Consider the following 13,451-nt stretch of genomic DNA (forward strand, 5'->3'; position numbering starts at 1 on the left):
GAAGCATACATCGCTCAATAATCCACACCATGCGCTATGGAGATTTCTTCGATTCAGCTGCAGGCTTTTCCAACGTGATGTGGTTGGGCATGATTGCCACCGATCAAAAAGGCTGCGTGAGAGGCAAGATTGGACATAACCCCGTATGAATCCCCACAAGCATCCCGTACCGTCTCGCTTATTTACTAATTGGCACCTGGACCGATAAGTACACTCTCAATCTGAGCGCCTGGCATCATCAGTTGCAGGCCTTCTATCAGCTTGTCACCCGCTTCAGTCAATGCCTCGAGCGGCATTGTCGGCAGACTTTCCAGAATGAACCACATGTGCTTCGCATCTGCACTGAGCCGTGTTCTGACGCCCTGGCGCCAATTCCAACGACGGCAAGTCACCCCCTTATCGTCCCGCCAAACAACCTCGCCAGAATCAGGATATTCGTGGGCTGGAGCACCTTCTTTCATGGTGTCGAAAGGTTCCGACCCATCAGCTACAGCGAGTCGCGGCGAGCCCACATAGGCTTCGACGTTCTCACCGCCGACAGGAACTGCGTACTCAATGCTGATGGCGTTATAGAGATCAACCACTGGATCGATACTCGGCAGACTACCGTCACGCAGGACTCGTTTGCGAAGAGCTTCAGCTGAGCAAGGGGTGCGCTGCGGCTTGGCCCCGAATTTTCGGAAGAGATCCGCCCAAGCGGTCAGGTGAGCTTCCGCCCATAGTGCACCACCCGCCGTGACTGATTGACAGGCTCGAGACAAAGCGTCCTTGCCAATATCTGGATTGGCGATTGGTGCAGCTTCCACCACAATGCTGAGCGCTCTGAACTCAGGTGCCAAATTGATTACGTCTTGGTCGATTGACGGCAGTACGGACAGCATCAGAGAATCCCTTTAATCCTAAATTTCATTTCATACTAGCGACCAATGACCAAAATAGTCAATATACCGACCAACACCGGGGCCGACGTTCAAACCGTTAGCGAGGCAGTTTCCCGTAGGCTCAAAGAGGAACGAAAGAAGCGGAAAATCACTCTCGACGAGCTTTCCCGTCGCTCCGGTGTCAGCAAGGGCATGGTGGTCGAGATAGAGAAATGCACGGCTAACCCAAGCATCGCGATCCTTTGCAAAATCGCTGCTGCTTTGGGTCTTTCAGTTGCTGATGTCGTGAACGTGTCCGACGCCCCATCTGCCCACCTCATCGAAAGTAAGGATATCCCCACACTCTGGACAGGAAACTTGGGGGGGACGGCTCGGCTCCTGGCTGGAACCAGTGGTCCGAACATGATTGAGCTTTGGCGCTGGGAAATGTTTCCCGGCGAAACTTTTGCCTCCTCAGGGCATCCTCACGGCACAACTGAGCTATTTCACGTGGAGAAAGGGACACTTCACTTCACAGTAGGTGATACCGAACTGAGCATTTCTGCGGGTTGCTCAGCCGTAGCAAAAACAGATGTACCTCATGCCTACTCAAACAACGGCAAATCAAAACTGATATTCACCATGTCTGTAACGGAGATCCACCAATCCGGGCGTGAAATATAGCGTTCAGACAGCATCGCACTGAGGCTTACAGAGGAGTCCGCGCGGGTCGGCTCTTGTGGTCGTCCATCATCGCCCCGTCATAGGGCTGCTAGCAACAGAGCCGCTGACTGGCATAGAACTTCGTTAAGGGGCTTTTAATGTCATTTGATTACCACCATCTCCTCCTCGTATTCACGGCCTATATTGTTGGAGCGGCGAGCCCTGGACCGAGCAACATGCGGATAATGGGCGTCGCGATGAACCAAGGCAGGCAGCCTGCACTCCTGCTAGCGGCAGGTGTGATCAGTGGTTCGATTTTCTGGGGATCGATGGCAGCCACGGGCGTCTCAGCCATCCTGGCACAGTATGCGCAGGCGCTAGGTGTCTTAAAAACGGTTGGCGGTGCTTACCTGCTCTTCCTTGCTATCAAAGCAGGCCGCTCTGCTCTAACGTCCAATGAGCGGCTTGAGAAAGAGATAGCGGCCGCGCCAAAAGTCTCGGGGTTCAGTCTGTATCAGCGCGGCTTGCTCATGCATCTCACAAACCCCAAGGCACTGCTAGGTTGGATCGCTACCATGACCCTTGGCTTGGGGCCGCAAGCTTCGCCAAAAACGGTCGCGATTATTCTGGCTGGTTGCGCTGTGCTTAGTGTCACTATCTTCTGTAGCTATGCGATCGTCTTCTCCACCGCGCCCATGGTTCGGGGATACCGCCGAGCGCGCCGATGGATCGAAGGTACCCTTGCGCTGGTTTTCGGAGCGGCTGGAGTAAAGCTAATGTTCTCCCACTCCTAGCCCGGGTCTGGGCTGTTTATGCATGTAGAGTCTATTGATTGTGTAAGCCACTTGACCGCGCCTTGGGTAACGTTCAGACGCAGCACCGTCTGGCTGAAACTGCGACGCCGCGCGACTTCTTCAAAGACTCGCAGAATGTTGAGCGAGGGCAGTTGACGCATGAAAGGATGACTCCGCAGCGGCCTCCGTTGTTACGTGGGGCAGGTTTATTGTTTTGCTTGGGGTAGTGATTGTTCTGTAGGGCCTATCTGACTATCAGTGGATGGGCTGATGTAAGTGTTGTTTGGGCTCGCGAAAAGGACTTTAGGGCTGTTGCCGAAAAATCCGGATCAGAAGTAATAACCGATGTTTCTGTACAACTGGTTTTCCCACTGGTTACTACCTCCAGCCCCCAGACTCTGGGTGAGGCTGCCGCCACCGATGACCGGATCATTCTTGCCGTACAACCATTCCGTGGCGATCCACAGTTTGCTGAGGGAGAACGAGGTGCCGAAAATCATCCGTTGCGAGGTCTTGAAATCGTCCGCAGATTTATCGAAGGCGCTGTAGTTGGCGTACAGTTTCACACCGCTGATCTGATCGAACAGATACTTGCCGCTGACGTCATAGCTTACATCCGCCACGTACAAGTTGCCGCGACTGGCGACGTTGAAGGTGGCGTCGTAACTGCCGAAAGTCACCAGTTCATCGGTGCCGGGGTTGCGCGGGGACATCTGCTGTCGCGCGGCTTACAGTTGCACGCCCCACGGGCCGTTTTTGCCGATGTAGTGCACCGCCATGGCATTGCCCCATCCATCGTTGTTGGTGTCGCGGTTCTCCAGGGACGAGGTCAGGCCGGAGATCCCGACTTCGGACTTCCACGGCCCCAGGTCCAGCGCCTTGGCCACCCGCAGGACCATGGTGTTGCGTTCCTGTTTGTTGCTGCCGTCGGTGACATAGACAAGTCGGCGACAGCGATTTCGCGGGATAAAAGCAGGCTTTTAATTGGGAGTCACCGAAATCGCCAATAGGTCCGACGCTGCGCATCGCTCTTCCAGCAAACGTACGAACATGGTCAGGCTCTGTGACACCGTGCCTCGACGCCACACCAGCCAGGTGCGCAAATAGCGGAAAGACTCCGACAGCGGCCAGATGCTCACCGTGGTGCAACCCGGCATGCTTTCGAGCATGCTGCGCGGCATCAGCGCCAGGCCTGCACCGGCGCTGACGCAGGCGAGCATGCCGTGATAGGACTCCATTTCGAAGATCTTGCCCGGCACCGCCGCGTCCTTGGTAAACCAGCTCTCGAAGTGGTGCCGGTACGAGCAATTGGAGCGGAAGGCGTAGATGTTTTCGCCGTTCACATCCTGTGCGCGATAGATCGGGGCATGGTTGAGCGGCGCGATCAGCACCATTTCTTCTTCAAACGCCGGCACACCTTCCAGTGCCGGGTGCAGCACCGGCCCGTCGACAAACGCGGCGGCCAGTCGCCCCGACAGCACGCCGTCGATCATGGTCCCCGAGGGGCCGGTGGACAGGTCCAGTTCAACCTTGACGTGTTTCTGGTTGTAGGCGGCCAGCAGCCCGGGAATGCGCACTGCCGCCGTACTCTCCAGCGAACCCAAAGGGAATGAACCTTGCGGCTCTTCGCCCGCCACGGTGGCGCGGGCTTCCTGGACCAGGTCGAGGATGCGCCGGGCGTAGTCGAGAAAACTCCAGCCGGCCGGTGACAAACGCAGGCGGCTTTTCTCGCGGATGAACAGGTCCACGCCCAGGTCCTGCTCCAACTGCTTGATTCGCGTTGTCAGGTTGGAGGGCACTCGGTGGATATGCTGCGCGGCAACGCTGATGCTGCCGTGCTCGGCAACAGCCTTGAAAATTTCCAGCTGAACCAGATCCAAATCATTCTCCAAACGTGAACGTTATGCTCAGTATTATTCAGTTTCCAGAAATTTAACACCACCTTAACCTGAGCACATCCCCACCCAGCAGGACGGTGCCATGACGCAAGTTTCCAGCCTTACCCACGCCATCTCGATCAACCCGCTCAACGGCGAACAGATCGGTCACTACCCTTTCGAATCCGAATCGGCACTGCAAGCTGCCCTGGCGCGGGCCGCTGGCGGATTTCGCGGGTGGCGCAAAACAGCCGTTGAGCAACGCTCGCAGTTGTTGATCGCCCTGGCCAAGGCCCTGCGCGACAGCGCCGACACAATGGCCAGCATGATCACCCTGGAGATGGGCAAGCCGATCACCCAGGCGCGCGGTGAAATCGAAAAGTGTGCGCAGCTCTGCGAGTGGTACGCCGAACACGGCCCGGCCATGCTCAATGCCGAGTCGACGCTGGTTGAAGGCGGTAAAGCGCGCATCGAATACCGCCCACTGGGGCCGATTCTTGCGGTGATGCCATGGAACTTCCCGATCTGGCAGGTGCTGCGCGGCGCCGTTCCGACTCTGCTCGCCGGCAACACCTATGTGCTCAAGCACGCGCCCAACGTGATGGGCAGCGCCTACTTGCTGCTGGAAGCCTTCAAGACTGCCAATTTCCCTGAAGGTGTTTTCGAAGTGCTGAACGTCACGCCGGACGGCGTTTCCACCGCGATTGCCGATCCACGCATCGCCGCCGTGACCCTCACCGGCAGCGTGCGTGCCGGCATGGCCATCGGCGCACAGGCTGGTGCTGCGTTGAAGAAATGCGTGCTGGAATTGGGCGGTTCCGACCCCTTCATCGTGCTCAACGATGCCGATCTCGATGAAGCGGTGAAAGCCGCCGTGATTGGCCGCTACCAGAACACCGGGCAAGTCTGCGCGGCAGCCAAGCGCTTGATCGTCGAGCAAGGTATTGTCGAAGAATTCACGCGCAAATTCGTCGAAGCCACGCGCAAACTGGTGGTCGGTGATCCACTGCTCACCAGCACCTACATCGGACCGATGGCCCGTTTTGATCTGCGTGATGAACTGGATCAACAAGTGCGTGACACCCTGGAAGAAGGCGCGACGTTGCTGATGGGCGGCAAGAAGGCTGAAGGCCCCGGCAACTTTTACGAGCCCACTGTCTTCGGTGATGTCACCGACCAGATGACCTCATTCAAACAGGAGCTGTTTGGCCCGGTGGCCTCGATCATCACGGCGCGAGACGCAACCCATGCACTGGAACTAGCGAATGACAGTGAGTTTGGCCTCGCCTCAACCATTTACACACGCAACGTCGAGCTTGCCGAGCAGATGGCCGGTGAACTGGAAACCGGTGGTGTGTTTATAAATGGCTACTGCGCAAGCGACCCACGCGTCACCTTCGGCGGCGTGAAGAAAAGCGGCTTCGGCCGTGAACTGTCGCACTTCGGGATACGCGAGTTCTGCAACGCGCAAACGGTGTGGTTGGATCGACACTGAGTGTATCGACTGACTTGTTTTTTTGAGCGTATCAAGCACAAAAAGAGAATCAAATTAAAGGCACGCTATTGGGTTCTACTCTTATCCGACTGGAGAAATGTCATTAATCCGAAGAACAAGGCCTGATGCGTTTGCATTAGCCCTGCGTCTCTGAATCAGGTTCGGGGGATTTAGCTAATTGATAAGTGGGGGCGCTCAGTTCCGGTCCCACCCTCAACTAGCGCCCTTGCCCTGCCCTGCCCTGCCCTGCCCTGCCCTGCCCGTCAGCAACTTTGACAGAGAGCAAGCCCTGCTTCATGCCTCGAAATCTGTAAACGGGCGTTTGGTGAGGTTTATCAGGTCCGAAAACTTAGCATAAAGCTGTCCAACTCACTGGACAGTCCGGCCAAGCCCTCGGTGTTTAGTCGTGCAGATTCCGCCAGTTCGGCCACCCACTGTGCATCCCCATGAATCTGACTGATATGTAGGTTGATGCCTTCGACGACTTGATGCTGCTCTTCGGCAGCAGTGGTGATTTGAGTGTTCATGTCCCTAATCACGTCCACAGAATCCCGGATCTGTCCGAAGCTGGTCCGCGCCACGCCGATACGGTTAACCGACCGCTGCGAAACCTCCAGGCTGGCGCGCATTTGGTGGGTGACAGCACCGGTGCGTTTAGCCAGCGCACGGACTTCATCGGCGACCACGGCAAACACACGTCCCTGCTCTCCCGCACGGGCAGCCTCAATGGCAGCATTTAGTGCCAGCAGGTTGGTCTGCTCGGCGATCGAACGAATCGTCCCGAGGATTGACTGGATGTCATTACTGTCGCGCTCCAGTTGCTGCATCGACTGATGCGGACTTTCCGATTTCCTGGCTCAGTTGATCGACGCTACTGACCGCGGCATCAATCTGTTGCTGCCCCTCGCGGGCTTTTAGCCAACCGCTATCTGCTGACTCGACTGCCTGGCTACAGGAGCGCGCAATTTCATTGGCGGTGGCGACCATTTCATGGAATGTAGTCGAGACCATGTCCACTGCTTCACACTGACGCCCGGCGGCTTCAGCCATGTCGCTGGAGACCTGGGTCGAATCCCGTGAAGTCGCGAGGATATTTTGTTCGCAGCCTGGCCAATGCGGTGGATCAGGTCGCGGATGGCGGCCAGGAAATGGTTGAACCAACTAGCCAACTGCGCGGTTTCATCGTTCCCGCGCGCCTGCAGATTCTGCGTCAGATCCACCTCACCCTGGGCGATGCCTTGCAAACCGCTGGCTACGCTGCGAATCGGTCGCACAATCAAGCCAGCAAAGCTGGCCCCGACCAAGGCAAACACGAGCGACAGCATCCCGGCAATCAGGGCGATCAACCAAGCGAGTTGGGTCGCGGAACTCATGACCTCTTTGTGCTTGATCAGGCCAACGAAACTCCAGCCCAATCGCTCGGACGGCCAACGTTGACCATGTAACGCTCACCATTCAGTTCGACTTCAACCGCGCCTTTGCCGGCCTTGGCCAACTGTTCGTAGCCCTTGCCGATTTTCGCCAGGTGCGCTTATAAGCAGATCCGTGGATCTGTATCGGGCGCTTGGCAAAAAATAATCGAGGCAGAAACTCACAAAGGAGCCATAGAGATCACCCAGCCACGGATGGATTCTTCTATCACCGAGCCAGCGAATGTACTAGGTTGAGACAGGAATAGGCGGCTTTCACTTATGCTGAGGCAGGAGTAAACCTGCCCCAGCATAAACGACTATTTGATCACTACCGGATTGACCGGTGATCCGGCAGCGCGATGTACTTTCAGCGGCGCTGCCACATAAAGGAAAGTATACTGCCTGTCTTTAGCGCAACTTTCAGCTAGCTTTTCCAGATCGCAGATCTCCGTAAAGGCGATACCAAGATTACGCATCAAAGCGCAGTGTAGTGGCAGAGCCACACCTGATACTGGGTCTGTCGTGACCTCATTGGCGATGGTATCGGTGACAAGGTTTGGAATTTCCTTGTCATGGAACCATCGAACAAGCTCCTCCGAATATGTAAGGCCTGGCTCGCAGAATCCATCGTAAAACGCCTCGCCCTGCTCATAGAAAGCTTGAAGGAAGTTAGTCCTGATAATCAGGATATCGTGGGGCTCGATCGTATGGCCCTGAGCCTCTGCGCACGCCATAAGATCTATATGAGTGAATGTCTCACCTTTATCCAGCATGCGCTTGCCACGATGCCGTGCCATATCCAGTAATACTCCGCGCCCGACCACTCCTCGCTCACCGATAGGTGCGACACTGGCCTTGTCGAGGCCACCCACAGTTGTTCGCGCGTCGTAGCCGTTCCATATTTTTCCGCCGTACCAGAGGTGGCCAAGCGCATCATATTGCGTGGAGCCTTGCAGGAATGCGTCGATCTTGTCATCAGCGTAGTGCAACCCGCCGGGATAACATGGGCCATGATCATTGTCCCAGCTTGACTCATCGAGAACCATAGTACGTTCCGCCGGGGTACGGCCTGGCCAAACCGGATCGCCTGCGGGATCACCGATCATACGCTGTAAAGTAAATACGGTTCCCGTCGTAATGTGCGCAACCCCGCGCATGACTTCTTGCGCGGTCAGGTAATTCAGAGAGCCAACTTCGTCTTCCGCTCCCCACTTGCCCCAGTTAGAAGGAGCGTCCTTCAAAAAATCATCCATCGTAGGAACTGCAGCAGTCATGATTTCTTCCTTTTAAGTCGCGGTCGTTATTGAAGCGCACGACTAATGCGCCTTGCGTCCTTACCGCTCAGGACATACAAAACATCGAAATGAAAGTGCTCGCTTAATGACAAACGTTATTAAACAGATGACAACGCTTAAGCGTGCAAGTCTTAGAGGATCAGCGTGGTAGTGCTACCTGCTTAGTAGCCGTGGGCGACTCAGCACCTTTGGCTGGCTTGGTATCCGCCGCCTTCAGATCCTTGGCAAATGTCCCATCCACCTCGCCTTTGAAGAAGTTTTTGCCGTAGATCAGCAAACACAACACAACGCCAATCCCGAATGCCCAGCTCGCACCCTTGATCGCCAGTACCGCGCCGATCACGCCCGCGATACCCAAGTCGCGCTGGCTACGAGCTTCAAGGATGCCCAGACGCACACTCACATAACCCTGGATCAGCAACGTCAGCGACAGGGCAACACCGAGAATCGGCTGTACCAGAGTCACTACCGGCAACAACAGCAGACCGGTGTTGGTCCCCCAACGGAACGACCCGACACCGCCGATGATCGATTTCATCGCCTTCGGCCCACCTTTAAAACGCTCGATCACCACCACCAGCATCGCCGCCCATTTTGGGCCGCACATGGCGACATCCGGGCCAAAGATACTCATGAACGCATTACGCGCGCCGAAGATCAGGTGAGAGCGATCGGCGTTGTAGTCGACGACTTCATCAGTGCGGACAGTTTCTGCCTCATCGAGGAGCGATTTCGCACTGAGCACATCGCCGAAGACAATGATGTACACCGCCAGCATGGTCGGCAGCGCGGAGATGAACATCGACAGTGGCGGCATGCCCAGACCGAACACGGTGTAGTTGCTCCACAGCCCGGCGAAATCCGGTTTGCTGATGCCCCACTGAATGGTTGGCCATGGCGCCTCACCGAACAGCGGCGCAATCACCACTGCCAACAGAATGATCGGCAAGATGCCGAGCTTGGCGAAGTTCCACCAGAAGCGGTTGCGCTGCTTCAGTTCGTTGAAGTGCTGGGAGAAGATCAGATAGAAGGCGATGCCGACCGCAATGGAAATGGTCCAGGGCAGCACATTGAATTTACCGCCAACCTGGAACACCGCGATCACCGCACTCAAGCCGGCACCGACGATAATCCCAGACTTGATCGCCGAGGGTACATATTCCACAACCTTCTTCGCCATCCCGGTCGCCCCTAGGGCAATTGAAAAAACCCCCAACATCAACTGAAAGGCAATCAAGGCGTGGACACGCTCCGGGCCCATTGGAAATTGAGCACAGTAAGCCATCAACAGGGGTACCGCCGGGGTGATCCAGCCAGGTACGGTCGGGTCACCGAGCAAATGGTGCACAAGGTAAAGCAAGCCGTTGAGCATCACGACGGCCAGCGCGACCTCAAATGGCATGCCGAGCAGTTCGGTCATCAGCGGGATGGCGGCCAGATCCACGGCACACATCAGCAAGCCTTGCAGGTAGTCCGGCAGCTCGACTTTGTAGTGAATGAACGGTAACCGGACCTTGAAAGGACCCAGCGGGATGTACGGGCTTTCGCACCGCTGCGCAGTAGTGTTGGACATTGAGTGCACCTGTTTTATTGGTCTTGTAATGGCAGACGCCCGAACCGGCAGGCTGGGGCGTCACGGCTTTTCGGGATCAGTAGGCTGCGCGGTAGATTTTCTCAATATCGGTGGCGGTCAACTTGCGCGGGTTGTTGCGCATCAAGCGGTCGATCTTACTGGCCTCTTCGGCCATCGCCGGGATGGCATCCTCAGGCACGTTGAAACTGCGCATACCGGTTGGGATATCCACAGCGGCGCATAGATCCGCCATGGCTTTGACAGCCTGATCCGCCGCATCCTTGTCGTTCAGGTCGACGACACGCACGCCCATGGCTTCGGCGATGTCACGGAAGCGCTCGACGCAGGCCATCTTGTTCCACTCCATCACGTACGGCAGCAGCAAGGCATTGCTGACACCATGGGCGATGTTGAAACGTCCGCCCAACGGGTACGCCAGCGCATGCACTGCGCCTACCCCTGCGTTGCCAAATGCCATGCCGGCCATCAGGCTGGCGGTGGCCATGTCTTCCCGGGCCTGGAGGTTGGACGGATTGGCATAAGTCTTGGGCAGCGCCTTGGCGATCAGCTTGATCGCACCCAGCGCGATGGCATCAGTGATGGGCGAAGCATTCACCGAAAGATAGGACTCGACCGCATGCACCAGCGCGTCGACACCGCTGGCCGCCGTCACACTGCGTGGACAAGTCAGGGTCATGATCGGGCTGACCAGCGCTACGTCAGGCAGCAGGTAGTCGCTGACAATGCCTTTCTTCAGCTTCGCTTGCTTGTCAGAAAAGATGGCCACGTTGGTCACTTCCGAACCGGTGCCAGCGGTAGTCGGAATGGCAATCAGCACGGGGCCTTTGCGTTTCACCAGATCGACACCGAACAGTTCGGCCAGCGGGCCTTCATGTCCGGCAAACGCCGCGACGCCTTTGGCGATGTCGATTGCACTGCCGCCACCCACAGCAATCAACCCGTCGTGACTGCCCTCGCGATAGGTACGGGTACAGTCCTCAACAATGGCAATTTCAGGCTCCGGTTTGACCTGATCGAAAATGCCGTAACAGCGACCACCCAACTGTGCCAGCGCCAAGTCCACAGTGCCGGACTGGACCAGAACGGCGTCTGTCACGATCAGCGGGTTTTTGACATTGAGGCGAGTCAGTTCAGCCGAAAGCTGCTCGATAGCGCCTTGTCCAGTGATCAATTTGTTTGCGATTTTGAAAGCAGAGATGTTCATAGTGCTCGTCCAGTGGATGTTGTTTTATTGGAAGACGTGCCATATGAGAGAGCGAAAGACGTGCCAATACCCGCAAAGCCCCGTGGCGTGGGCCTTTGCGCGATTCACACGAAAATAAGAGGGGTTTTACCGGTCAGTCCCGATTAGTTTTCTGATCGATTTATTCGGGGCTGATTAAAATCCTAATCAGAATGTTCCCAGCGTTTCATTTTCTGCACCACGGTCGCCTGACTCACGCCTAACGCCTTGGCCGCCAGGCGCGTGGTCTTGTGCACACGCAGCGCGGCACGAATCGCACTGCGCTCGGCGTTTTCCAACACCTTGCGCAGCGGTAAGCGCCTGTCATCGGTATTCAGCGGGTTGAGGTTGAGGATCTCCTCAGGCATGTCCAGCGCCTCGATGGTGCCGTTCTGATTGGTCACCACCAAACGCTCGACGATGTTGATCAGCTCCCGAATATTCCCCGGCCAAGCGTAGTCGCACATCAGATCAAGGGCTTCAAGGCTCCATTGCACCTGACGCTCGTAGCGAGTGTTGAAACTGTCGAGGTAGTAATGCAGCAGCGGCGGAATTTCCTCACTGCGCTCCCGCAGTGCTGGAATGTTGATCGGAACCACGTTGAGCCGGTAATACAGATCAGCCCGAAAACGACCTTCTGCCACCAGACGCTTGAGGTCATGGTGGGTGGCGCTAATGATGCGCACATCGACCTCCTTCAACTCCAGGCCACCGACAGGAATGAAGCGATTTTCTTCGATCACCTTGAGTAACTTGACCTGCACCGGGAGTGGCAAATCACCAATTTCGTCGAGAAACAATGTTCCGTGATGCGCCAATTCCAACAGGCCACGCTTGCCTTTGGGGCCTGCGCCTGTGAACGCTCCAGGCGCATAGCCAAACAGCTCGGCTTCAATCAGATTCTCGGGCAGTGCACCGCAGTTGAGCGCGAGAAATGGTTCACTGGCACGCGGACTGGCGTTGTGGATGAATTGCGCTACGAGGGTCTTTCCGACGCCGGTTTCTCCCTGAAGCAAAACCTTCACCGAGCTACTGGCAACCTGCCGGGCCAGCGAGAAGACGCGGCCGGAAACCTCCTGATCGGCCATAAGCGGAGAACGCAAGAGGTTGTCTCGTTGGCCAGCATGAAGTTTGGCGGTGCTGTTGCGCAGTTGTTTAAGCTGTTGCAACTCATCGCGCTCGTGTTTCATGCGCAGCAGTTCAGTCATGTCGCGTACGGTACTGACAACATATGAAATCCGGTTTTCAGCGTCGAGAATCGGCGTGGCGCTGACTAACAATTTCTTGCCCTGACTCAGGCTCTGCATCACCGACACCGGCCGACCTTCATGCAATACACGCAGTGTGGCCGATTGCGAAAGAACGCCCTCCTTCACCAGCTCCTGCATGGATCGGCCGATGAGATCAGCACCACTGAGCCCGGTCTGGCGCTCATAGGCTTGATTGACCTTCAGCGTCTTGCCGTCGCCATCAGTGATGTAGACGCCGTCATGCAAAGCGTTGAGCAGTTCTTCGAAACTGGCGTCGTTGACGTTCACCGGGGAGATTCCTTCGAGGGTGCGGAGCAGTTAAGTGTAAACGTTGTGCTGAGGGATGGAGAGTGACGGGAAAACAAGATACGACCAGATCTGCCGCTACACAGTCCGCCCACATCCACGATGACGCCGTGCTCGGTATCGATCAGATAGTTCGCGAAACAGGCGAAAAACGCTGGGCCTCCTGGAGCAGCGGTCCAGCGGGCTTGAGGATCAGTCAGCGATAGGCGCTGCGGTAGCGTTTCGGCCAGAGCCTCTTCACGAGCGCCTCAAGGCTCTCACGCACGGCGCGGGTGTTCAGGGACACGTCGAGCGCCGCCGTAGGCTCATCGAGGATCAGCAGTTTTGACTTCAGTGCCAGGGCCCGGGCGATAGCGAGGCGTGCGAATGAACAGGGCTCACCGAGGTAGTCTTCGAGCTGCTTGATCTGACGGCTGACCGCGCCTTTGGTAACGTTCAGACCCAGCGCATTCCGAACTATCGCAATCTGATGAACAGCTACTCGGCATTAGCAGCGCGCCAAGCTTAATTCAGCCCTGCAACTGCGAAAGCGCATGCAACAAAGGGCCTTTTTTTTGGTTCTTCACGGAATCCCGGGAAACACAGAAACAAGAACGCCGATTTGGTTGATGATGTTCGTGCGAGCAAACACATCTAACAAACCGGCGTTCTTATGCGCGATATTAATACTTTCCTTCCTTTTT

The 13,451-nt window shown here is 56.4% G+C and carries 10 protein-coding genes and 6 pseudogenes; 4 read left to right on the forward strand and 12 right to left on the reverse strand.

What is annotated here, in order from left to right:
- Positions 1 to 185: 185 nt before the first annotated feature.
- Complete coding sequence (locus tag KGA81_RS21125) at positions 186 to 881, reverse strand: B3/4 domain-containing protein (protein ID WP_108217380.1); 696 nt, start codon at positions 879 to 881, stop codon at positions 186 to 188.
- A gap of 45 nt (positions 882 to 926) precedes the next feature.
- Between KGA81_RS21125 and KGA81_RS21130 the strand changes: the two genes are divergently transcribed.
- Complete coding sequence (locus tag KGA81_RS21130) at positions 927 to 1,544, forward strand: helix-turn-helix domain-containing protein (RefSeq protein ID WP_108217379.1); 618 nt, start codon at positions 927 to 929, stop codon at positions 1,542 to 1,544.
- A gap of 137 nt (positions 1,545 to 1,681) precedes the next feature.
- Entirely contained in the window at positions 1,682 to 2,317 is a 636-nt protein-coding gene (locus KGA81_RS21135; protein WP_223548069.1) for a LysE family translocator, read from the forward strand.
- Positions 2,318 to 2,370: 53 nt separating this feature from the next.
- Here KGA81_RS21135 and KGA81_RS21140 read toward each other — a convergent pair.
- The 3 genes and pseudogenes from KGA81_RS21140 to ptrR all read right to left on the reverse strand — a co-directional run.
- Positions 2,371 to 2,478: pseudogene (locus KGA81_RS21140) on the reverse strand (LysR family transcriptional regulator); the annotation flags it as partial.
- A 168-nt stretch (positions 2,479 to 2,646) separates the two neighbouring features.
- Positions 2,647 to 3,255: pseudogene (locus tag KGA81_RS21145) on the reverse strand (hypothetical protein); the annotation flags it as partial.
- Between the two features lie 42 nt (positions 3,256 to 3,297).
- On the reverse strand, positions 3,298 to 4,197 hold the full coding sequence (gene ptrR / locus KGA81_RS21150) for a putrescine utilization regulator PtrR (protein ID WP_223548071.1): 900 nt from the start codon (positions 4,195 to 4,197) through the stop codon (positions 3,298 to 3,300).
- 100 nt (positions 4,198 to 4,297) lie between these two features.
- Between ptrR and KGA81_RS21155 the strand changes: the two genes are divergently transcribed.
- A complete protein-coding gene (locus KGA81_RS21155; RefSeq protein ID WP_223548073.1) occupies positions 4,298 to 5,689 on the forward strand; it encodes an aldehyde dehydrogenase family protein in 1,392 nt (463 codons plus the stop codon).
- Between the two features lie 335 nt (positions 5,690 to 6,024).
- Here the strand turns inward: KGA81_RS21155 and KGA81_RS30265 are convergent.
- The 8 genes and pseudogenes from KGA81_RS30265 to KGA81_RS30275 form a co-directional block, all read right to left on the reverse strand.
- A pseudogene (locus KGA81_RS30265) lies at positions 6,025 to 6,489 on the reverse strand (methyl-accepting chemotaxis protein); the annotation flags it as partial.
- A 114-nt stretch (positions 6,490 to 6,603) separates the two neighbouring features.
- On the reverse strand, positions 6,604 to 7,062 hold the full coding sequence (locus KGA81_RS30270; protein ID WP_411736567.1) for a HAMP domain-containing protein: 459 nt from the start codon (positions 7,060 to 7,062) through the stop codon (positions 6,604 to 6,606).
- Positions 7,063 to 7,418: 356 nt separating this feature from the next.
- A complete protein-coding gene (locus KGA81_RS21165) occupies positions 7,419 to 8,375 on the reverse strand; it encodes a cyclase family protein (RefSeq protein WP_223548075.1) in 957 nt (318 codons plus the stop codon).
- A 160-nt stretch (positions 8,376 to 8,535) separates the two neighbouring features.
- Positions 8,536 to 9,969, reverse strand: a complete 1,434-nt coding sequence (locus KGA81_RS21170) for a hypothetical protein (protein WP_223548077.1) — start codon at positions 9,967 to 9,969, stop codon at positions 8,536 to 8,538.
- A 76-nt stretch (positions 9,970 to 10,045) separates the two neighbouring features.
- A complete protein-coding gene (locus tag KGA81_RS21175; protein WP_223548079.1) occupies positions 10,046 to 11,194 on the reverse strand; it encodes an iron-containing alcohol dehydrogenase in 1,149 nt (382 codons plus the stop codon).
- 182 nt (positions 11,195 to 11,376) lie between these two features.
- Positions 11,377 to 12,750 carry a sigma-54 interaction domain-containing protein gene (locus KGA81_RS21180; RefSeq protein WP_223548082.1) on the reverse strand — a complete coding sequence of 458 codons (1,374 nt, stop codon included), beginning with the start codon at positions 12,748 to 12,750 and terminating at the stop codon, positions 11,377 to 11,379.
- A 77-nt stretch (positions 12,751 to 12,827) separates the two neighbouring features.
- Positions 12,828 to 13,057, reverse strand: a pseudogene (locus KGA81_RS21185) (IS5/IS1182 family transposase); the annotation flags it as partial.
- Positions 13,058 to 13,121: 64 nt separating this feature from the next.
- A pseudogene (locus tag KGA81_RS30275) lies at positions 13,122 to 13,216 on the reverse strand (LysR family transcriptional regulator); the annotation flags it as partial.
- Here KGA81_RS30275 and KGA81_RS21190 point away from each other — a divergent pair.
- Positions 13,196 to 13,276 (forward strand): annotated as a pseudogene (locus tag KGA81_RS21190) (hydrolase); the annotation flags it as partial. The pseudogenes KGA81_RS30275 and KGA81_RS21190 overlap by 21 nt on opposite strands.
- Positions 13,277 to 13,451: the final 175 nt, after the last annotated feature.

This window comes from Pseudomonas sp. A-B-19 (assembly GCF_019947515.1).
In the GTDB taxonomy this organism is placed as follows: Bacteria; Pseudomonadota; Gammaproteobacteria; order Pseudomonadales; family Pseudomonadaceae; genus Aquipseudomonas.

What these genes read in the sequence shown, in the direction of transcription:
- KGA81_RS21125 (WP_108217380.1), bottom strand. Translation starts at nt 881, where the DNA reads ATGCTGTCCGTACTGCCGTCAATCGACCAAGACGTAATCAATTTGGCA.
- KGA81_RS21130 (WP_108217379.1), top strand. Translation starts at nt 927, where the DNA reads ATGACCAAAATAGTCAATATACCGACCAACACCGGGGCCGACGTTCAA.
- KGA81_RS21135 (WP_223548069.1), top strand. Translation starts at nt 1,682, where the DNA reads ATGTCATTTGATTACCACCATCTCCTCCTCGTATTCACGGCCTATATT.
- KGA81_RS21155 (WP_223548073.1), top strand. Translation starts at nt 4,298, where the DNA reads ATGACGCAAGTTTCCAGCCTTACCCACGCCATCTCGATCAACCCGCTC.
- KGA81_RS30270 (WP_411736567.1), bottom strand. Translation starts at nt 7,062, where the DNA reads ATGAGTTCCGCGACCCAACTCGCTTGGTTGATCGCCCTGATTGCCGGG.
- KGA81_RS21165 (WP_223548075.1), bottom strand. Translation starts at nt 8,375, where the DNA reads ATGACTGCTGCAGTTCCTACGATGGATGATTTTTTGAAGGACGCTCCT.
- KGA81_RS21170 (WP_223548077.1), bottom strand. Translation starts at nt 9,969, where the DNA reads ATGTCCAACACTACTGCGCAGCGGTGCGAAAGCCCGTACATCCCGCTG.
- KGA81_RS21175 (WP_223548079.1), bottom strand. Translation starts at nt 11,194, where the DNA reads ATGAACATCTCTGCTTTCAAAATCGCAAACAAATTGATCACTGGACAA.